This window comes from Streptomyces fulvoviolaceus (assembly GCF_000718165.1).
Classification (GTDB): domain Bacteria; phylum Actinomycetota; class Actinomycetes; order Streptomycetales; family Streptomycetaceae; genus Streptomyces; species Streptomyces fulvoviolaceus.
This window is the reverse complement of record NZ_JOEY01000012.1, coordinates 179,640-199,896: the sequence shown is the minus strand read 5'-3', so window position 1 is coordinate 199,896 and position 20,257 is coordinate 179,640. Positions and strand designations below refer to the sequence as shown.

The following is a 20,257-nucleotide window of genomic DNA, read 5'->3' as shown; positions in this document are numbered from 1 at the left end:
ACCCTCAGCCTTCCAAGGCCTCCCGCTCCAGCCAGTCGCGTGCCTCGCCCCGGGGCATCGTCGCCCCCTTCCCGTACGCGGCCCGGTAGCCGTCCTCCCCGAGGGCCTCGACCATGCGGGACACATGGCCCTGGAGCTCCGGCTCACCCGCGTCGAAGGCGCCGCGCATGACCTCGCTGATCCCGAAGGAGGTCGCTCCGGTAACCGGATCACCCTCCAACGTCCGCAGACCGCCCAGGAGTTCGGCGACCCAGGCGAGGCCCGCCCCGGCGCCCTGCCCGAACAGCGCGCCCGCCGCCTCGGGCAGCAGCGCCCGCGCCTCGGCGGCGCGGCCCTCGGCGAGACGGTTCTCGATCCGGGTGCTGACGATCAGGTCGTGGGCGAGTTCCGCGAGATCGGGGCGGCGGCGGGACAGCGCCTCCAGGTGGTCCAGGGTCCGGTTCGCCTGCTCCACCTCCCCGGACATCCGGTGCGCGTTGGCGAGGCCGACCAGGATGTTGGCCTCGAGGCGCAGCTGGCCGCGCTCCCTGGCCTGGCGGTGTGCGGCGCGCAGATCACGGAAGGCGCCGTCGAGGTCTCCGCTGCGCCGGCGCTCGCGGGCGAGTCTGGCCTTGCTCAGGTAGAGGTAGTCCTCGGTGCCCAGTTCGGAGCTGAGGACGACGGCCCGTTCGAAGACCGCGACGGCCGGGGCGTGCTCGCCGCGCAGGGAGTGGTCACGGCCGATCGGCATCAGGGCGAGGACGATCCCCCAGCGGTCACCCACCGCCTCGAAGCCGCGCAAGGCCTCGATCCGCGACTGCGCACCGGTCTCCAGGTCGCCCTGCTCGGTGAGGGCGAAGTCCCTGGCGAGATGGGCGCCGGCCCGCACCCACGGGTCGGACGAGGCGAGCAGATCGTCGGGCGTCGGTGCGCTGCCCGCGAAGGCGACCTGGGACATACGAAGGAGCAGCCCGGCGGGACGGAACTCACGGTCCACCGCCGAGTCGCCGCCCGAGGCCGTCCGGTCGGCGGCCGAGTCGGCCACGGCCACCAGGTGGGTCTCGAGTTGGCTGCCCATCCCTCGTATGCCCCAGTACCAGAACATCGCGGCGCCGAACCGTACCGCCGTCTCCTGGTCGCCGGCCTCGCGTACGAGCCGTAGCGCGTGCGTGAGGTTGTCGTGCTCGGTGTCGAAGACGGCGGTGGCACGCAGCTGTTCGCCGGTACGCAGGAGCGGTTCGTGCCGCTGTGCCAGGCCCAGGTGGTACGCCGTGAAGCGGGCCGTGAGGTCGTCGCCGGACTCGGTCAGGCGTCGGGCCGCGTACGCGCGGACGGTTTCCAGCATCCGGTAGCGGGACTCGCCCTCGGCGTCCCGCACCTCCTGCACCAGCGACTTCTCGATCAGCGCGCAGAGCACGTAGAGCACGTCGTCGGCGGGCAGTTCCGCATCCGGGCAGACCGCTTCGAGCGCCGCGAGCGTCGCCCCGCCGGGGAAGGCGGACAGTCTGCGGGCGAGGATCCGCTCCGGCTCGTCGAGCAGGTCCCAGCTCCACTCGACCATCGCCAGCAGGGTGCGCTGGCGTGGCAGGGCCGTCCTGCTGCCGGAGGCGAGCAGGCGGAACCGGTCGTCGAGCCGGCGCGCGATCTGCTCCACCCCCATCGAGCGCAGCTTGGCCGCGGCCAGCTCCAGGGCGAGCGGCATCCCGTCGAGGCGCCGGCAGATCTCCAGTACGGCGTCCAGGGTCGACTCGTCGAGGGTGAAGCCCTGCCGGACACCGGCGGCCCGGTCCACGAACAGCCGGACCGCCGCCGCTTCCATCGCCTCGGCCGGCTCCGGGGACCCCGTGGGCAGGTCCAGGGGACCGAGGTGGAACAGCGACTCACCGTTGATCGCCAGCGGCTCGCGGCTGGTGGCGAGGATGCGCAACTCGGGGAGACGTACGAGGAGTTGATCGGCGAGCTCGGCGACCGCCTCGACGAGGTGCTCGCAGTTGTCGAGCATGAGCAGGGTGTCGCCGCTGCCGAGGAGCCCGGCCATCCGCTCCACCGGAGAGGCCTGCTGGGCCCCGCCGCCCTCGTACAGGCGCCCGTCGGTGGAGCTGAGCGCACCGAGCACCGCGTCGGCCAGCTGCCCGGGGTCGCTCACGCCCGCGAGCGGCACGAAGCGGACGCGGTCCCTCCCATGTGCGGCGTCCCTGGGCGCCGCCTCGAGGGACAGCCGGGTCTTGCCCGCGCCGCCCGGGCCGACCAGGGTCACGAGGCGGGCCGAACCCATCAGATCCGCGAGCCGGTCCAGTTCGCCGTCGCGGCCGACGAAGCTGGTCAGCCGGGCCGGCAGCCGGCTCGGGGCGCTCGTGGGCCGCGCCGCCGGGCGCTCCAACTCGCCGCGCAGGAGCGCGAGATGGATCTCCCGTACCTCGGCCGAGGGGTCGACGCCGAGCTCGTCGCCCAGCCTGCCGCGCAGGTCCTCGTAGACGGCGAGGGCGTCCGACTGGCGGCCCGCCGCCGACAGCGCGCGCATCCGCAGGCCCGCGAGGCGCTCGCTCAGCGGCCGCTGCGCGCCCGCCGCTTCGAGGTCGGCCAGGATGTCGGCGTACCGCCCCACCCGCAGCTCCGCGTCGAAGTGGTCCTCGACGGTGGCCGCCCGCAGTTCGTCGAGGCGGGTGGCGGCGACACCCGCGAACGGGGCCTCCAGCACATCCGAGAGGGCCGCGCCCCGCCACAGGCCGAGCGCGGTCGCGAGCGTCCGCGCCGCCTCCTGGGCACGGCCCGCCCCGAGGGCGCGTCTGCCCCGGCCCGCCAGGTCCTCGAAGCGGTACGTGTCCACGTCCTCCTCCTGTACGGAGAGCCGGTAGCCGCCCGCCACGGAGTCCACCGTGCCGGCACCGCGCAGGGCCTTGCGCAGCCGGGACACCAGGGCCTGCAGGGCGTTCGCCGCGTCGGCCGGGGGCTGCTCGCCCCACAGGCCGTCCACCAGGGAGTCGACGGAGACGGGGCGACCGGCTTCGAGGGCGAGGCGTGCGAGGAGCATCCGCAGCCGTGCGCCACCGATGTCGACGGGGCCTTCCCCGTCGTGCACCTGCACCGGGCCCAGCAGATCCACCCTCAACACCACAACGCCCCCCGGCCCGTGGGGCCGCCCCTCGGCCCCAACGCGGGCTAAGAATCACCCACTTGACCGTCCGGGTAAACCCCTGGTCCGGGGTGGCACCTGCGGCGGACCTGCTTCCTGGCAGCCCCGCCCCTTTCCGACACCGGGGCCCGGGGCGGAGCCGCTGATGCCCCCGCCGGCGTCATCCCGGCGCCCGGCCGGCGGGCGTCCCGCAGGCCTCGCGGGCAAGCAGAAGGCCCCCCGCTCTCGCGAGGGGCCTTCCGTGTCGTGCGCCGCCAGGGACTCGAACCCCGGACCCGCTGATTAAGAGTCAGCTGCTCTAACCAACTGAGCTAGCGGCGCCTGCTGACCTGCACAACTCTACCGGACGTCCGGGAGTGCTCCGGACAGCCCCCGCCTGGCCTTCCCGGAGCCCCCGTACATCATTCGGACCGTCAACATGCGCGTCGGGAAGACAGTTGAGAAACTGACGATCGTGCACAGCCACGAACATTTGCATCTGGAGTGTGAGGGGAATCGCATGGAGACTCCGGTATTCGAGGAATTCGATCCCGCGAGCGACTGTGACTGCCCCGGATGTGTTCACTGGCGACGCGTCCTGCCGAATTCCCCGGCCGGCCGTCACCCCGCCGCCCACCGGGCCGTGGTCCTCGCCGCCGCGGCCACGACGGTGCTCGGCGTCGGCCACGCCGTACCCGCCGTCGCCGCCCCCCACGCCCCCGACCGTCCGAGCGTTCCCGCAGGTGACGAGCCCGACACCCCGCAGGGAGACAAGGCCCCGCTGCACGGCCCGGTCGGGAAACCGGCCAAGCCTGCGGCCGTCAAGGCGCCCGAGACCACTCGCGCCGACATCATCAAGCGGGCCAAGAAATGGGTCGCCGCGAAGGTGCCGTACAGCATGTACGGGTACTGGGGCGACGGATACCGGCAGGACTGCTCGGGCTTCGTCTCGATGGCCTGGAACCTGCCCGGAAACGAGTGGACGGGCAGCCTCGACCAGTACGGGGTGCGGATTTCCAAGGACGATCTGCAGCCCGGCGACATTCTGCTGTTCCACAATCCGTCCGACCCCGAGAAAGGCTCCCACGTCGTCATTTTCGGCGGCTGGACGGACTACACGCACACCTACTACATCGCCTACGAGGAGACCCGCCCGTACGCCCGCCGGCAGTCCACTCCGTACGCCTACTGGAGCCATTCGGACCGCTACCTCGCCTACCGCTACAAGGGCCTCGCGGGCGGTACGGCGGGCGCGCAGCCGGACACCGGGAAGCCGGCTGCGCCGGACGTGACGCCCTTCCCGGGAGCGGCGTATTTCGGCCCCGGCGCGAACAACAAGTACGTCACCCAGCTCGGCCGCATGCTCGTCGAGCGAGGCGCCGCCCGCTACTACACCTCCGGCCCCGGCCCGCGCTGGTCCGATGCCGACCGCAGGGCGACCCAGGCCTTCCAGCAGGCGCAGGGCTGGTGGGGCGCAGACGCGGACGGGCTGCCGGGGGCGCAGACCTGGACGCTGCTCGTGACGGGGCAGGGCAAGAACATCAACGCGGGGGCGGCGGGACCTCCGGCGCCCTCTTCTCATGGGGTTCCCGGCTACCCGGGGCGGGCGCTGTTCCGGCCCGGTGCGAGCAACCAGTACGTCACCCGGCTCGGAAAGCAGCTGGTGAAGAAGGGGTTCGGCAAGTACTACACGACCGGGCCGGGGCCGCGCTGGGGCGAGGCGGACCGGCGAGGCGTCGAGGCCTTCCAACGCGCCCAGGGCTGGCGGGGCGGCGCGGCGGACGGCTACCCGGGGCCGGAGACCTGGCGGCGGCTCTTCTCGTAGAACCCACTCACTGTCATGACGTATCTGGCGCGGAGGCTGGAGACACGCATGAGTACGACCACTTCACACACACCGGAGCCCGAGGGGCCGGCCGAGACCACGGCTCCCCGGCCCGCCCGGCTCATTCAGAACGAGGCGACCACCGAGATCCCCGTCCACCTGTTGTTCCGCGACGACCCCGACGACCCCGTGTCCGTGCCGCTGAGGCCGGCGGTCGTGGGGCGCCGGCAGGGCACGGGGGAGCAGCCGCGCTTCCGACGGCAGATGCCCATGAAGCCCCGGCCCGCCCCGGAGGTCGACCCCGACCTGCGGGAACGGCCCGCGCGGGTGCTGCCCGGCAGTGCGGGCGTGCTCGCCGGTGCCTGCGGGCTGGCCGGCTGCGCGGTCACCTCGTGGTGGGCGGGCACGCTGCCGCCGCTCGCGCTGGAGGCGCTGAGCCTGCCGTCGTACGCCGGTGCGGGGCTCGGTCCCGTGCAGTGGGCGGCGTACGCGGGTGCGGGTGCCCTCGGGCTGTTCGGCTTCGGCGGGCTGGCCCGGGGCCGGACCGGGCGGGCCTGGGTGCTCGGTCTGTTCGGCCGCTACCGGGGGACCGTCCGGCGCACCGGCCTGATGTGGGTCAACCCGCTGCTGCTGCGCCGCCGGGTGGACGTACGGCTGCGGCACTGGCGCAGCGAGCCGATGCCGGCGGCCGACGCGAGCGGGGTCGCGCTCCGGGTGGTGGTCCTGGTGGTGTGGCGGGTGCGGGACACGGCTCGGGCCACGCTCGGGGTCGAGGACCACGAGACGTATCTCCAGGAGTGCGTCGAGGCGGCCCTGGCCCGGGTGCCGGTGGAGGCGCCGGGCTCCGGCCGGGGCTCGGTCGACGCGGCCGAGGAGGCGCTGACCCGGCTGGTGGCCGCGGACTCGGCACCGGTCGGCATCGAGGTGTTCTCCGTGCAGCCCGTCCGCGTCGAGTACGCCCCCGAGGTCGCCGCCGCGATGCACCGCCGCCGGATCGCCGCGCTGGACGCGCAGCACCGGGCGAGCGTGCTGACCTCGGTCGTCGACTCGGTGGAGGACACGGTGACACGGCTGACCATGCGGGGCCTGGTGGAGCTGGACGACTACGAACGCAAGGCGCTGGTCAAGGACTTGACGGTCGCCTTCTGCTCGGGGCGTGGGGAGACGGGTCAGTGATTGGTCTGGACATGCTCAAGTAACGGCAATAATCTGGGACTTGGTCTAGACCTGCACGCCTCACGGAACATCCCCCACGTTCTCCAGGAGCGGCAGCATGCGCAAAAAGACCAAGTGGTACGCCGCCGCGCTCGGGCTCACGACGACGGGAGCCCTGGTGCTCTCGTCCGGTGGCGCGAGCGGCCACGGCTACACCGACCTCCCCATCAGCCGGCAGAAGCTCTGCCAGAACGGCACCGTGACCAACTGCGGCGACATCCAGTGGGAGCCGCAGAGCGTCGAGGGCACCAAGGGCTTCCCGGCCTCCGGACCCGCCGACGGACAGATATGCAACGGCGGGGTCAGCAGGTTCAGCCAGCTCAGCTCGCCGACGACCCCGTCGGGCAGCGCCTGGCCCACCACGAAGGTGACGGGCGGTCAGAGCTACACCTTCCGCTGGCAGTTCACGGCCATGCACGCCACGACCGACTTCAAGTACTACGTCACCAAGGCGGGCTGGAACCAGAACCACAACCTGGCCCGCTCCGACCTCAACCTCACCCCGTTCCTGACCGTCCCCTACAACGGCCAGCGCCCCCCGTCCACGCTCTCCCACAGCGGCACCCTGCCGTCCGGGCTCAGCGGACGCCATGTGATCGTCGCGGTGTGGACGGTCGCGGACACGGCGAACGCGTTCTACGCCTGCTCGGACGTCGTCTTCTGAGCTTCCCTTGAGCGAATCACCCGGCCGGCGTGGGTAGGTTGATCCCACGCCGGTCGAACGTGACGGCGTCCTGACCTCGGGGGAAGCACCATGGACGTGATGTTCTACGCGGTACCCGGCCTGATCCTGGCCGGCGTCCTCTTCGCGGCGTACCGGGTGGTGCGCCGCTCGCTGCAGGTGCGCGGCGCGTGGAACAGCGGGCTGACGGCCGAGGGGCGCTGCCTGAGGATGTTCACGACGACGCACGGCGGCGGCAACGACAGCTCCGTGCGGACGACGATCCACCATGTATACGAGTTCACGGCGCGGGACGGCCGGGTCGTGAGGTTCGAGGAGGAGGACGGTCCGAGGACGACGCTGGAAGGCGACTTCGTCACCGTCTACTACAAGGAGGGCCAGGACGTGGTGGCCACGGCCCTCGAACCCCGCCGGGGCAAGCAGGCGGCGTCCACCATCGGCATCCTGGCGTTCCTCGGGGTGGCCGTCGTGTTCTGCGTCGGCTTCATGGTCACCTACAGCCAGTTCTCCGACCCGTTCTCCGACGGCGGCGACGACGGCACCGAGAACGTCGTCGTCGTGGACGGCGTCACCCTCACTCCCTGAGCCGCGCACCCCTCCACATCTGACGCCACGTCAACTACCGTGCCCCGCCATGGAGTCCAACGGGCGTACGGTCGCGGAGCTCGTCGCCGGCCGGTGGGGCGACCACCGGCCGGGGCTGTGGTTCGAGGAGCGGTTGCTCACGCATCACGAGGTGGCGGCGGGAGCGGCGGCCCGGGCGGCCCTGCTGACCGACCTGCTGCCACCCGGCGCGCACATCGGGGTCCTGCTCGACAACACCCCCGAGTACCCCCTGTGGTTGAGCGCGGCGGCCCTCGCGGGTGCCGCCGTCGCCGGCATCAACCCCACCCGCCGCGGCCCCGAACTCGCCCGCGACATCCTCCACACCGAGTGCCGGATCCTGGTCACGGAGCGCACTCACCTCCCGCTGTTCGACGGCCTCGAACTGCCCGGCGTACGCCTTCTGTTGACGGACGCGCAGGAGTACGACGACCTGCTCGCGCCCTATGCCGACGCGAAGCCGGACGCGACCCGGGCCACCCCGGAGGACCGTCTCCTCCTCTACTTCACCTCGGGCTCCACCGGTGCCCCCAAGGCCGCGATCTGCTCCCAGGGCCGCCTGGCCGCCGCCGGCCGCTCGCTCGCCGGACACTTCGATCTCGGCCGGGACGGGGTGCACTACATCTGCATGCCGATGTTCCACGGCAACGCGGTGATCGCCGACTGGGCGCCCGCCCTCGCGACCGGAGCGGGCGTGGCGCTGCGGCGGCGGTTCTCGGCGTCGGGGTTCCTGGCGGACGTACGGAAGTACGGGGCGACGTACTTCACGTATGTGGGACGGGCCGTGCAGTACATCCTCGCGACCGATGAGCTGCCCGACGACCGGGACAACCCCCTCCGCCTCGGCTTCGGCACCGAGGCGGGCGCGGTGGACGCGGCGGCCTTCCAACGGCGGTTCGGGGTGCGGCTGGTCGAGGGGTACGGGTCTTCCGAGGGCGGGGCCGCGGTGCAGTGGACGCCGGGTACTCCGGCGGGCGCGGTCGGCCGGGCGGGCCCGGGGCTCGTCGTCCTCGACCCGGAGACGCGCGCCGAGTGCCCGCCGGCCGCCTTCGACTCGGCCGGGCGGCTGCTCAACGGCGACGAGGCGATAGGCGAGCTGGTCAACAAAGGGCCCAACCCCTACGAGGGCTACTGGCGCAATCCCGCGGCGGAGGCCGAGCGCCGCAGGGACGGCTGGTACTGGACCGGTGACCTCTTCTACCGCGACACCGACGGCTACCTCTACTTCGCCGGCCGCACCGACGACCGGTTGCGCGTCGACAGCGAGAACCTGGCCGCCGCGATGATCGAGAACATCCTCGCCCGGTACGAGGGCGCGGACGCCGTCGCCGTCTACGCGGTGCCGGACCCGGTGACCGGGGACCAGGTGATGGCGACGATCGCAGTGGCCTCCGGGGATTTCGACCCGCTCGACTTCGCCGAGTTCCTGCTGGCCCAGCCGGACCTGGGCACGAAGATGGCGCCCCGGTTCGTGCGGGTGGTGGAGCGGATGCCGGTCACGGCCACGAACAAGATCCACCGGGCGCAGCTCCGGAGGGAGGGGCTGGAGTGCGCCGATCCGGTGTGGTGGCGGCCGCCGGGGAACTGCGCCTACCGAAGACTGACCGCGGGGGACGCCGAAGGGCCCCTCGCTCCCACGAGAGGCCCTTCACCGGTGCGCCGCCAGGGACTCGAACCCCGGACCCGCTGATGCTGCATTCCCCGGGGGCTAACCCCCGGACCTCCAGCCGCCCCTCTGCACGCCGAAGGGCCCCTCGCTCCCACGAGAGGCCCTTCACCGGTGCGCCGCCAGGGACTCGAACCCCGGACCCGCTGATGCTGTGTCTCCCGGGGGATAACCCCCGGACCCCCAGCCGCTCCTCTGCACGCCGAAGGGCCCCTCGCTCCCACGAGAGGCCCTTCACCGGTGCGCCGCCAGGGACTCGAACCCCGGACCCGCTGATTAAGAGTCAGCTGCTCTAACCAACTGAGCTAGCGGCGCATGACTCTCGCCGTCCGCCTTCGGCGGTCAGCGACAGAGAAAATACTACCTGCTCCGCAGGGGTGCTCCGGACCACCCTGGGACGGCCCGGGCCTCAGATGGCCAGAGACAGCAGCAGGGGCGCCGCGCCCCGGTTCAGCCGGTCCGTGGCCTGGCGGAGCCGGTGTGCCTGCTCGACCGGGAGCGAGAGAGCCAGGCAGCCCACCGACGATCCGGCCGTGATCGGCACCGCCGCGCAGACCGTGCCCACCGCGTACTCCTGGAGGTCGAGGTGGGGCACCGTCGGCGGCTGGGTCTCCAGCCGGGAGAGCAGGAGTTTGTCGTTGGTGATGGTCCGCGAGGTGAGCCGGGACATCTTGTGCCGGGAGAGGTGGTCGCGCCGGCCGTTGTGGTCGAGTTGGCTGAGCAGGCTCTTGCCGAGCGCGGTGGCGTGGGCGGAGTAGCGGAAGTCGACCCACTCGTTGACCGAGGGGGTGCCGGGGCCATCGGCGTACTGGTCGATCGTGACCTCGCCGTCGACGTACCGGCTGATGTAGACGGCGGCGCCGATCGAGTCGCGCAGCCGGTCCAGGGTGCCCTGGAGCTTCTCGCGCACCGCCTGCTCGCGGTCCTGGGCGGAGCCGAGGCGGGTGAGGGCCTCTCCCGTGACGTAGGAACCGTCGGCGACCTGCTCGACGTATCCCTCGCGGCGCAGCATCCTCAGGAGCGTGGTCAGTCGCTCCGGGTCGAGGCCGGTGTGGCGGGCGAGTTCGGCGTCGGTGACTCCGGTGGTGTGCCGCGCCACCGTCTCCAGGACGCGCAGGGCGTCCTGGGTCGAGTGGTACGGCGCGGTCGGCTCGTGCATCAGCGCCACGGTGTTCCCCCTGCGCTCGCTCGGTCGCTCAACTACTAGGCCGTAATCCGGACAGGCGAATCCCCTCTACGATAGCGGGCAAGAGGCTTGTAGTGAGCGGCTGTTGACGAGATTCCGTCCCCGGCCCGGGCCCCTCAGCAGGGGCGTAAGCACTCTGGCATATGCCAAAGACATGAACCGGGGCCCGGACCTCGCAGATTGAATCCCGTTCACTACTTGTAGTCAGAGAACCGCGCTGAGAAATTCCCGCGTCCGGTCCTGCTCGGGGTCGCTGAAGATCTTCTCCGGCGGGCCCGACTCGATGACCCGGCCCGAGTCGAACATCAGGACCTGGTCCGAGATGTCCCGGGCGAAGTTCATCTCGTGGGTCACACAGAGCATCGTGATGTCGGTGGTGCGGGCGATGTCGCGCAACACGTCGAGGACGCCCGCGACCAGCTCCGGGTCGAGCGCGGAGGTCACCTCGTCCAGGAGCAGGACCTGCGGCCGCATCGCCAGTGCCCGGGCGATCGCCACCCGCTGCTGCTGGCCACCGGACAGCTGGGTCGGCCGGGCGTCGGCCTTGTCGGCCAGGCCCACCAGGTCCAGCAGCCCGCGCGCCCGCTCCTCCGCCTCGTCCTTGGACAGGCCGAGGACGGTGACGGGGGCCTCGGTGATGTTCCGGAGGGCCGACATGTTCGGGAACAGGTTGAACTGCTGGAAGACCATCCCGATGTTCTTGCGGACCTCGCGGACCTGCTTCTCGGGGGCCGGGAACAGCTTCTCCCCGTCGACGGTGATCGTGCCCTCGTCGGGCTTGGTCAGCGTCATCAGCAGCCGCAGGATCGTCGTCTTGCCCGAGCCGGACGGCCCGATCAGGGTGACGTGCTTGCCGGAATCCACCGCGAAGTCGAGGTTGTCGAGGACGGTGTTGGACCCGAAGCGCTTGGTGACCTTCTCGAAGCGGATCAGCTCGCTGCCGTCCACCGGCGGGTTGGCGTTGGCGTCGGGATCTTTCATCAAGGGAGTGTCAGCGGACAAGACGTCGCTCCAGGGATCGCATGAGAAGGGAGGCCAGATAGGAGATGACGATGAAGGCCACACCGATCACGGTGAGGGGCTCGGTGAACTGGAAGTGCTCCTGCGCGAACAGCCGCGCCTGGCCGAGCATCTCCAGGACCGTGATCACCATCAGCATCGGTGTGTCCTTGAGCATCGCGATGACGTAGTTGCCGAGGGCCGGCACGACCCGGCGGATCGCCTGCGGCAGGATCACTACCTGCCAGGTCCTGGTGACCGGCAGGTTCAGCGCCGTCGCCGCCTCCCACTGGCCGACCGGCACCGCCTCGATGCCGGCCCGGTAGACCTGCATCGTGTACGTCGAGTAGTGCAGCCCGATCCCGATGACACCGGTGGCCAGCGCGGAGAGGGTCAGGCCCCACTCGGGCAGCACGTAGAAGAGGAAGAACAGCTGGACCAGCAGCGGGGTGTTGCGCACGAACTCCGTGACCACCCCGACCGGCCAGCGCACCCAGCGGCTCGGCGTGCGCATCAGCAGCGCCCACACCAGCCCGAGGGCGAAGGAGATCAGTGAGCCGAGGGCGAGGGCCTGCAGGGTGACCAGCAGCCCGTCCCAGAACTTCGGCATGAAGTCGCCGACGGCATTCCAGTCCCACTTCATGCGACGTGACCTCCCACTCCTGTCGTCTGGGCGCGCTTCAGCTCATGCGCGGAGACTCCGCGCTCGGGCGCCTTGCCGACCCCGGCCTTGAGCTTCTTCTCCAGCCCGCGCATGACCCGGGTGAGGAGGAAGGCGATGACGAAGTAGATGAGGAGCAGATACGTGTAGATCTCGGCGCTCTCCTGCAGTGCGAGCCGCACCAGGTTGCCGCTGAAGGCCAGGTCGCCCATGCCCATCACCGACACCAGCGCGGTGCCCTTGAGGAGCTCGATCAGCAGGTTGGAGAACGGCGGGATCATCTCCGGCACCGCCTGCGGCAGCAGGATCAGCCGCATCCGCTGCCAGGGCGTGAAGCTCAGCGCGATCCCGCCCTCCTGCTGCGCCGGGTCGACCGCCTTGAGCGCGCCGCGCACGATCTCGGAGCCGTACGCCCCGTAGGTCAGCCCGAGCGCGAGCGTGCCCGCCCACATCGGCACCAGCTGCCAGCCGAAGGCCGGGGGCAGCACGAAGAACACCCAGAAGATCATGACCAGCGCGGAGGTCCCGCGGAACACCTCGGTGTAGACGCCCGCGAGGAAGCGGACGATCCACAGCCGATGGGTCCGCGCGACACCGACGACGAAGGACACGGCGGCGGCGAGCAATGAGCTGAAGACGAGGAGCTGGACGGTGGTCCATATCCCCTTGAGTACGAGTTCCCAGAGTCCCGAGGTCATCCGCCGCACAACTCCTTCGCGGTGAGGTCGGTCATCTCGGCCTGTGTGAAGCCGAAGGGCTTGAGGATGCGGAACAGCTCCCCGCTCTTCTTCAGCTTGTGCAGCTCGACGTTGAAGGCGTCCCGCAGCTTCGTCTCGGTGGGCCGGAAGGCGAAGGCACCGCCGTCGACGTGCGGCTTGCCGCCCACGGTCGGCGTGAAGGCCTTGGTCGACTCGGCCTTGTCGGACTTCTTCACCACCTCACGGGTGGTGAGAGCGGTCCCGGCGAAGACATCGACCCGCCCCGCCTCCACGGCGTTCAGCCCGGCGACCTGGTCCGGCACGATCAGGATGTCGCTCTCCTTGTACCCGGCCTCGACGGCGTACTGGATCTCGGCGTACCCGGTGCCAGTAGCAAATTTGGCCTTCTTCTCCACAACGTCCTTGTAGTCGTGCAGCCCCTTGGGATTCCCCTTCCGCACGATGAAGGCGTCGAGCATCTGGTAGTCCGGGTCGGCGAAGATGACCTGCTCGCAGCGCTCGGGATTGACGTACATCCCGGCGGCCACGACATCGAACTGCTGCGAGTTCAGCCCCGGAATCAGCGACCCGAACTCGGTCGGCACGGGCTGGACCTTGTCGACCCCGAGCCGCTTGAAGATGACCTTCGCGAGCTCGGGCGCCTCACCCGTCAGGTCGCCGTTCTTGTCGATGTATCCGAAGGGGATCTCCCCCGCGATGCCCAGCCGTACGACACCTGCGGCCTTGAGCCGCTCGAGGAGATCACCGCCCTCCGTGGTCGAGGCGGTGGCCACGCGTGAGCAGCCGGCCGCGCCCAGCGCACCGAGCGCCGCTACCCCCGCGAGCAGCGATCGTCGCGTGGTCCCGGAGGACGATCGGTGTCGGTTCCCGTATGTGTGTTCGCCATGTTCCAGTGGTGGAGCCATGGCGGCGCGGCTACCCGACCGGATGCGACTTATGCAGATCGATTTGAGCCCCGATTATGACCGGGGCCCTCTTGACCGGAGGGGGACCATGGAACGCATGGCTGACCGATACATCGAAGTCTCGCTGGTCAAGCGCGGGATCACCGCAACTGCAAAGCTCCTCGACGACCGGGCACCGATCACCTGCGCGGCCGTGTGGAACGCCCTCCCGCTGGCCGGCGACGTCTATCACGCGAAATACGCACGAAACGAGATCTATGCCCTTTTCCCGCCCTTCGCGACATCGGAACCACCCCTGGAGAACCCGACAATCACCCCCATTCCCGGCGACCTCTGTTATTTCTCCTTCGCGGGCGCGGAACTGGGCACGAAGGCCTACGGCTACGACCGCGAGGTCGGCCCCGGCGCCACCGTCGTGGACCTGGCCCTGTTCTACGAGCGGAACAACCTGCTGCTGAACGGCGATGTGGGCTGGGTGCCCGGCATCGTCTGGGGGCAGGTCGTCGAAGGACTGGATGGGCTGGCCGAGGGGTGCAACGACCTTTGGCGGGCGGGGGCGTTGGGGGAGACGCTGAGCTTCCGGAGGCTGTGACGACCCCGGCTCCCTCAGGAGCCGCCCACCGCGTGAGCCGCCCGTAGGACCAGGTCGTCCCGGTGCCGCGCGGCCACGATCTGGAGACCGATCGGCAGTCCGTCGCCGTCCTTCCCCACGGGGACGGACGCCGCCGGCTGCTGGGTCAGGTTGAACGGGTACGTGAACGGCGTCCACCCCGTCCACCGTCGGTGCCCCGAGCCCTTGGGGACCTCCGCGCCCGCCTCGAACGCGGTGATCGGGAGGGTCGGGGTGACCAGGAGGTCGTAGGAGTCGTGGAAGCGGCCCATGCGGCGGCCGAGTGCCATGCGGACGTCCACCGCGGCCAGGTAGTCGAGCGCGCTGTAGCGGGCGCCGAGGGCGCAGATCTCCCTGAGGCCCGGGTCGAGCAACTCCCGTTGGTGCGGGCCGAGATGCTGGGTCACCCGGGCCGCCCCGCTGAACCACAGGGTGTGGAACGCGTCCACCGGGTCGGCGAAGTCGGGGTCGGCCTCGGTGACGTACGCGCCGAGTTCGGCGAGCCGTTCCACGGCCCGCCGTACGGCGGCGGCGACGGCGGGTTGCACAGCCACCTGACCGCCGAGGGAGGGGGAGTAGGCGACCCTCAACCCCCTTACTCCACCGGTCAGTTCAGCCGTGTACGACCCCTCCGCCGGGCCCAGCGCCGACCAGTCGCGCGAGTCCGGTGCCCCGATGACGTCGAGGAGCAGCGCCGCGTCCGCCGCGTCCCGGGTCATCGGACCCACGTGCGCCAGGGTGCCGAAGGCGCTCGCCGGGTAGAGGGGCACGCGGCCGTACGTCGGCTTCAGCGCGAAGATCCCGCAGAAGGCCGCCGGTATGCGCACACTGCCCCCGCCGTCCGTGCCGAGCGCCAGCGGTCCCGCGCCGAGGGCCACGGCCGCCGCGGCGCCCCCGCTGGAGCCGCCCGCGGTGCGGGTGGGGTCATGCGGGTTGCGGGTCACGCCCGACAGCGGCGAGTCCGTGACGCCCTTCCACCCGAACTCCGGTGTCGTGGTCTTGCCGAGGAAGACGGCGCCGTGCTCGCGCAGACGGGCGACGGAGGGGGCGTCCTCGTCCCAAGTCCCGTTCTCCACGATCGTCCTGGAGCCCTTGAGTGTCGGCGCGCCCCGCATCAGCAGGATGTCCTTCACCGTGACCGGCACGCCGTCCACCAGGCCGGAAGGTTCGCCGCGGCGCCATCGGTCGGCCGACGCGCGCGCCTGCGCCAACGCCTCCTCCCCGGTCAGGCGGACGAACGCGTTCACCTCCGGCTGGATCCGCTCGGCCCGTTCCAGTGTCGCCCGGGTCGCCTCCACGGGGCTGAAATCGCCCTTGCGGTAGCCCTCGACGAGTTGTACGGCGGTGAGTTCGGTGAGGTCCGTCATGCGTCCTCCGGTTGGACGTCAATGGCCCGGTACGTACCCGCGTTGCTTGTCCACCACGTTCGGCAGTGATCTACCCGCCTCCCAGCGGCCGTACAACTCCACGAACTGCGTTCCGAGTTCGTCCCGCCAGCCGACCGTGTCGCCGCTCATGTGCGGGGACACGATGAGGCCCGGCACCTGCCACAACGGGCTGTCGGGCGGGAGGGGTTCGTCCTCGAAGACGTCGAGGGCCGCGCCGGCGATCCACCGCTTGGACAGCGCCTCGACGAGTGCGTCCTCGTCGACGAGCGGACCGCGCCCGATGTTGATGAACCGAGCGGAGGGCTGCATCATCCCGAAGCGCCGGGCGTCGAACATGCCGTACGTCTGCTCCGTGAGCGGTGCGGCTGCGATCACCCAGTCGGCGCGGGCCATCAGCCGGTCGAGGTCCTCGGGGCCGTGGATCCCGGTGCGGGAGCGGCGGCCGACGAGGGCGGTGGTGATGCCGAGTGCCTTGAGCGTGCCGACGATCGCCCGCCCGATCGGCCCCGAGCCGACCACGCAGGCACGGCTCCCGGTCACGCGCTGGGACTCCCGGTGCCGCCACGTCTTCTGCTGCTGAAGCTCCCAGGTCCGGGGCAGGTCCTTGGCCATGGTGAGGACCAGAGCGGCGACGTACTCGGCGATCGGCTGGTCGAAGACACCACGGGCGTTGGTCACCACCGTCTCGGAGGCGGCGAGTTCGGGGCACATCAGGTGGTCCACACCCGCGCTCGCCGTGTGCACCCAGCGCGGCCGCGGACCCTCGCCGGGCCAGGCGTCACGCACCGCGGTCGAGGCGAAGTCCCAGACGAGCAGCACGTCGGCGGACGGCAGACGCTCGGCGAGGGTGGTCGCGTCCGCGTGCTCGATCCGGGCGCGTCCGGTGAGGCTGCCGAGGCGGGGGAGGGGGTCGGCGTCGAGGACGAGAAGGGTCGGGGCGGACGCGGGGGCGGACATCGGGGCACCGTTTTCTACGGGGATCCTGGGGCCGTTTTCCTCGGGGTTGCCGGGCGTCCGACGTGGGCGGGGACGCGGGTGGTGACCTGCGTGTGACGTGGGTGTGACATGCACGGATTGACCACGCTCGCACCCGAACCTACCTTCGTCAACACGGGCGTTGTGCACGTTCCGCTGTCCCCTCGTCTCTCCTCGTGAGGCCGGTGCCTGCCATGGACGTTTCCTTTCTGGGTGGCCCGCGCCCCCAGCGCGGTGTCGGTGTCGTCGCCCCCTTCGACTTCGCGCTCGATCGCGAGCTGTGGCGCTGGGTCCCCGACGACATCTCGCTCCATCTGACCCGGACGCCGTACGTCCCCGTCGAGGTCAGCCTCGACCTCGCCCGCCTGGTCAGCGAGCACGAGACCCTGCACGACGCGGTCCGCACCCTCAACGCGATCGCCCCCGAGGTCGTCGCCTACGCCTGCACCTCCGGCAGCTTCGTCGGCGGCATCGCCGGCGAGCGGGCGATGTGCGAGGCCATGACCCGGGCGGGCGCGGTGCCGTCCCTGACCACGTCCGGCGCGCTGCTGGAGGCGCTGGCCGAGCTGGGCGTACGGCGGGTGGCCCTCGTCACCCCGTACACGGTGTCCGTCACCCGGTCGCTGGAGGAGTACGTCGCCCAGGCGGGCGTGCTGGTCACCGGATGCGCGTACATGGGCCTGACCAGGCACATCTGGAAGGTGCCGTACCGCGACGTCGCGGACATGGCCCGCCAGGCGGTACGAGGTGATGCCGAGGCCCTGTTCATCAGCTGCACCAACCTTCCGACGTACGACGTGATCCCCCAGCTGGAGGCGGAACTGCGCATCCCGGTCCTGTCGGCCAACCAGGTGACGATGTGGGCGGCGCTGCGTCGGCTGGGTACCCGGGCGATGGGGCCCTATCAGGCGCTGGTCGATCCGGCGGCGCGGTCGGGCCCCGTACTGCCGGGCATACCAGATGTGTCAGGCATACCGGATGTGCCGGGCGTGCCAGATGTTCCGGGGCTTCCGGACGAAGGACAGCAGCAGGAAGGGTGGACATGACAGCACTCGGATTCCTCTACCCGGGCCACTCCGCCGAGGACGAATATCCACGCATCGAGCAGCTCCTGGGCAGCGACATCCGGCTGGACGTGGTTCACACCGACATCGGCGAGGACGCGCACCGGGTGGACGCACTGCTCCAGATGGGCTCGGCCGAACGCCTCGCGGCCGGCGTCGAGGAGCTGCGCATGTCGGGCGCCGACTCCGTGGTCTGGGCCTGCACCAGCGGCAGCTTCGTCTACGGCTGGGAGGGCGCCCACGACCAGGTACGCACCCTCGCCCGCACGGCCGGCCTGCCCGCCTCCTCCACGTCCTTCGCCTTCGTGCACGCGGCGCGGGAGATGGGGCTGGAGCGGGTGGCCGTAGGGGCGACGTACCCGGACGACGTGGCGGCGCTGTTCGCGGAGTTCCTGCGGGCGGGTGGCGTGGAGGTGGTCGGGGTCCGCGACTCCGGGATCATCACGGCGGCCGAGGTCGGCACCTGGGGCGAGGCGGAGGTCTTCGCCCTGGCCCGCGCGGCGGACACCCCGGACGCGCAGGCGCTGCTGCTCCCGGACACGGCCCTGCACACGGCCGCCCACATCCCGGCCCTGGAGAAGGAGCTGGGCAAGCCGGTCCTCACGGCGAACCAGGTCACGGTGTGGGAGGCGCTGAGGCTGGCGGACCGGCGGGTGAACGCGCCGGGGTTGGGGGCGCTGTTCACGAGGGAGCCGATCGTGCAGGTGTGAGGGGCCTGAGGTAATGGTGACTGCTGCAATAAAAGCGTCCCTCTGTTCGGTCGGCGGATTTATGAATTCCGCCGACAAGAAGACCGAGGGGGCGTCATAATTGCGGCCTGCACCATCATCGGGGGATGCACATGTCGTCATTCACGCCGTCACCGCCGCCGCGCCCGCCACAGCCGCCCGCGCCGACCAGGCAACGGACGGGAGATCAGGGCACCGCACACAAATGGCAGGCGATTGCGGCACTGATCAGCGCGGGGGTCGGTGCCCTCACCTTCGCGGTCGGCTTCATCGGGCTTCCGGCGGCGGGTGTCACGTCACCGGTGGCGGTCCGGGAAACGGCCACGGTGACGGCGACGGTGGCCGTCACGACCACGGCCACGACCACTGCCGCGCCTGCTGTGCAGGGCGGGAGTCCTGATCCGGAGTCGCCGGAAGTGCAATGGTCCGGTCCCCTGCTTTCGCAGCAGCAGGGATTTGATCTGGATCTCGTGCCTCCCGCGGCCGGGGGCGCAGATATTGAGCCTTACGGTTTTGACGGGCAGAAGGCGAAGCTCGTAACAAATAGTTATGCGCTCGTGCCCGAAGGGGAGATACCGGATTTCAGCGAGTGCAAGCTGCTCGCCACGACCAAACCCCAGCGAGAGCTTTCGGTTGCCGAAGGACGCAGCGTTTGTCTGTTTACAGATGAGGGGCGGATGGCTTTGGCCACGCTGGATTCCGTGGATACTGAAACCGGGATAGTGGACATCACGGTCAAAGTGTGGGAAAAGGTCGCGTGATCCATCCCTGGGAATAAACCGGAGACAGTCTCCTGTTGCGGCTGCGAGGACAGCGCACGGCACAAAAACAGGAGGCACGCACCGTGACGGCAACGGCAGACGAGATCCGGGGAACGACGCACGGCACCGCCCCCGTCCCCCTCTCCGTACTGGACCTGGTCACGGTAGGCGCGGGCCGGACAGCCACCGACGCACTTCAGACCAGCGTGCAGCTGGCCAAGCTCGGGGAGTCCCGTGGCTTCCACCGCTACTGGGTGGCGGAGCACCACTCGATGCCGGGCGTGGCGTCGTCCTCTCCCGCCGTGATCCTCGCCCACCTGGCCGCCCACACCGCCCGCATACGCCTGGGCTCGGGCGGTGTCATGCTGCCCAACCACGCCCCGCTGGTCATCGCGGAGCAGTTCGGCACGCTGGAGGCCATGGCCCCGGGCCGCATCGACCTCGGCCTCGGCCGGGCCCCCGGCACCGACGGAGCCACGGCCGCCGCCCTCCGCCGCAGCGACCACCTCAACGAAGGCGCCGACGACTTCCCCCAGCAGCTCGCCGAGCTCACCCGCTTCCTGGACGACGACTTCCCGGACGGCCACCGCTACCGCCGTATCCACGCGGTGCCCGGCCCCATCCAGGCCACCTCCCCCGGCGGCGTCCAGTCCTCGCACCGCCCGCCGGTCTGGCTCCTCGGCTCCTCCGGCTTCAGCGCCCGCCTTTCCGGCGTCCTCGGCCTGCCGTTCGCCTTCGCGCACCACTTCTCGGCGCAGAACACCATCCCGGCCCTGGACCTCTACCGCGAGTCCTTCCAGCCGAGCGAGGTCCTCGACGCCCCCTACGCCCTCATCGGCGTCTCCGCCCTCGCCACGGACGACGAGAAGGAGGCCCGCCGCCAGGTCCGCGCCGCGGCTCTCAACATGGTCCGCCTGCGCACCGGTCGGCCCGGTCTCGTCCCCACCCCGGAAGAGGCCGAGGCGCACCAGTTCAGCCCCATGGAGGAGGAGTTCGTCAACTCCTGGAACTCCAACGTCATCCACGGCACCGTGGACGAGGTCCGCGCGGGACTCGACGACCTCCAGAAGCGCACCGGCGCCGACGAGCTGATGCTCACGGGCAACGCCCACAGCGGCGACGTACGCCTGCGCTCGTACGAACTCATCGCGGACGCGTACGGACTCCCGAAGGCCTGAC

Annotated in this window: 18 protein-coding genes and 2 tRNA genes; 10 read left to right on the top strand and 10 right to left on the bottom strand. The window is 70.7% G+C overall.

Annotation, left to right across the window (positions count from 1 at the left end):
- Positions 1 to 4: 4 nt before the first annotated feature.
- Both IG08_RS0115050 and IG08_RS0115045 read right to left on the bottom strand, forming a co-directional pair.
- Positions 5 to 3,082, bottom strand: coding sequence for an AfsR/SARP family transcriptional regulator (locus IG08_RS0115050; protein WP_234342876.1), 3,078 nt, complete (start codon positions 3,080 to 3,082; stop codon positions 5 to 7).
- Positions 3,083 to 3,359: 277 nt separating this feature from the next.
- Positions 3,360 to 3,433: transfer RNA gene (locus tag IG08_RS0115045), tRNA-Lys, on the bottom strand.
- Between the two features lie 178 nt (positions 3,434 to 3,611).
- Here IG08_RS0115045 and IG08_RS0115040 point away from each other — a divergent pair.
- The 5 genes from IG08_RS0115040 to IG08_RS0115020 all read left to right on the top strand — a co-directional run bounded on the left by IG08_RS0115040 (position 3,612) and on the right by IG08_RS0115020 (position 9,106).
- On the top strand, positions 3,612 to 4,916 hold the full coding sequence (locus IG08_RS0115040; RefSeq protein WP_030601291.1) for a peptidoglycan-binding protein: 1,305 nt from the start codon (positions 3,612 to 3,614) through the stop codon (positions 4,914 to 4,916).
- 48 nt (positions 4,917 to 4,964) lie between these two features.
- Positions 4,965 to 6,092 carry an SPFH domain-containing protein gene (locus IG08_RS0115035; RefSeq protein WP_030601290.1) on the top strand — a complete coding sequence of 376 codons (1,128 nt, stop codon included), beginning with the start codon at positions 4,965 to 4,967 and terminating at the stop codon, positions 6,090 to 6,092.
- Positions 6,093 to 6,189: 97 nt separating this feature from the next.
- Complete coding sequence (locus tag IG08_RS0115030) at positions 6,190 to 6,795, top strand: lytic polysaccharide monooxygenase auxiliary activity family 9 protein (protein ID WP_030601287.1); 606 nt, start codon at positions 6,190 to 6,192, stop codon at positions 6,793 to 6,795.
- Positions 6,796 to 6,885: 90 nt separating this feature from the next.
- Positions 6,886 to 7,398, top strand: a complete 513-nt coding sequence (locus IG08_RS0115025; RefSeq protein WP_052424689.1) for a DUF3592 domain-containing protein — start codon at positions 6,886 to 6,888, stop codon at positions 7,396 to 7,398.
- A gap of 49 nt (positions 7,399 to 7,447) precedes the next feature.
- Positions 7,448 to 9,106 (top strand): long-chain-fatty-acid--CoA ligase, encoded by a 1,659-nt coding sequence (locus IG08_RS0115020; RefSeq protein ID WP_030601282.1) that lies wholly within the window; start codon positions 7,448 to 7,450, stop codon positions 9,104 to 9,106.
- 217 nt (positions 9,107 to 9,323) lie between these two features.
- Here the strand turns inward: IG08_RS0115020 and IG08_RS0115015 are convergent.
- From IG08_RS0115015 to ehuB, 6 genes are all read right to left on the bottom strand, one after another.
- A tRNA-Lys gene (locus tag IG08_RS0115015) sits at positions 9,324 to 9,397 on the bottom strand.
- A gap of 94 nt (positions 9,398 to 9,491) precedes the next feature.
- Positions 9,492 to 10,250, bottom strand: a complete 759-nt coding sequence (locus IG08_RS0115010; RefSeq protein ID WP_030601280.1) for an IclR family transcriptional regulator — start codon at positions 10,248 to 10,250, stop codon at positions 9,492 to 9,494.
- 222 nt (positions 10,251 to 10,472) lie between these two features.
- Positions 10,473 to 11,249, bottom strand: coding sequence for an ectoine/hydroxyectoine ABC transporter ATP-binding protein EhuA (ehuA, locus tag IG08_RS0115005; protein ID WP_030601278.1), 777 nt, complete (start codon positions 11,247 to 11,249; stop codon positions 10,473 to 10,475).
- 10 nt (positions 11,250 to 11,259) lie between these two features.
- Positions 11,260 to 11,910: an ectoine/hydroxyectoine ABC transporter permease subunit EhuD gene (gene ehuD / locus IG08_RS0115000; RefSeq protein ID WP_030601276.1), complete on the bottom strand. Its 651-nt coding sequence runs from the start codon at positions 11,908 to 11,910 to the stop codon at positions 11,260 to 11,262.
- On the bottom strand, positions 11,907 to 12,626 hold the full coding sequence (gene ehuC / locus IG08_RS0114995) for an ectoine/hydroxyectoine ABC transporter permease subunit EhuC (RefSeq protein ID WP_030601274.1): 720 nt from the start codon (positions 12,624 to 12,626) through the stop codon (positions 11,907 to 11,909). Before ehuC ends, ehuD begins: the two co-directional genes overlap by 4 nt.
- A complete protein-coding gene (ehuB, locus tag IG08_RS0114990; protein ID WP_030601271.1) occupies positions 12,623 to 13,552 on the bottom strand; it encodes an ectoine/hydroxyectoine ABC transporter substrate-binding protein EhuB in 930 nt (309 codons plus the stop codon). Before ehuB ends, ehuC begins: the two co-directional genes overlap by 4 nt.
- Positions 13,553 to 13,649: 97 nt before the next feature.
- Between ehuB and IG08_RS0114985 the strand changes: the two genes are divergently transcribed.
- Positions 13,650 to 14,144: a DUF3830 family protein gene (locus tag IG08_RS0114985; RefSeq protein WP_030601268.1), complete on the top strand. Its 495-nt coding sequence runs from the start codon at positions 13,650 to 13,652 to the stop codon at positions 14,142 to 14,144.
- 14 nt (positions 14,145 to 14,158) lie between these two features.
- Here the strand turns inward: IG08_RS0114985 and IG08_RS0114980 are convergent, their stop codons facing one another.
- Together IG08_RS0114980 and IG08_RS0114975 are read right to left on the bottom strand one after the other, a co-directional pair.
- Entirely contained in the window at positions 14,159 to 15,529 is a 1,371-nt protein-coding gene (locus tag IG08_RS0114980) for an amidase (RefSeq protein ID WP_030601265.1), read from the bottom strand.
- 18 nt (positions 15,530 to 15,547) lie between these two features.
- The gene (locus IG08_RS0114975) at positions 15,548 to 16,507 is read right to left on the bottom strand and encodes a D-2-hydroxyacid dehydrogenase (RefSeq protein WP_030601262.1); all 960 of its coding nucleotides are present in this window, start codon (positions 16,505 to 16,507) and stop codon (positions 15,548 to 15,550) included.
- 212 nt (positions 16,508 to 16,719) lie between these two features.
- Here IG08_RS0114975 and IG08_RS0114970 point away from each other — a divergent pair, with 212 nt between their 5' ends.
- From IG08_RS0114970 to IG08_RS0114950, 4 genes are all read left to right on the top strand, one after another.
- Positions 16,720 to 17,571, top strand: coding sequence for a maleate cis-trans isomerase family protein (locus IG08_RS0114970; protein WP_030601261.1), 852 nt, complete (start codon positions 16,720 to 16,722; stop codon positions 17,569 to 17,571).
- On the top strand, positions 17,568 to 18,299 hold the full coding sequence (locus tag IG08_RS0114965; RefSeq protein WP_030601257.1) for a maleate cis-trans isomerase family protein: 732 nt from the start codon (positions 17,568 to 17,570) through the stop codon (positions 18,297 to 18,299). Before IG08_RS0114970 ends, IG08_RS0114965 begins: the two co-directional genes overlap by 4 nt.
- A gap of 131 nt (positions 18,300 to 18,430) precedes the next feature.
- On the top strand, positions 18,431 to 19,078 hold the full coding sequence (locus IG08_RS60115) for a hypothetical protein (protein ID WP_158812236.1): 648 nt from the start codon (positions 18,431 to 18,433) through the stop codon (positions 19,076 to 19,078).
- Between the two features lie 83 nt (positions 19,079 to 19,161).
- Entirely contained in the window at positions 19,162 to 20,256 is a 1,095-nt protein-coding gene (locus IG08_RS0114950) for an LLM class flavin-dependent oxidoreductase (protein ID WP_030601252.1), read from the top strand.
- The last annotated feature ends 1 nt before the right edge of the window (position 20,257 follow it).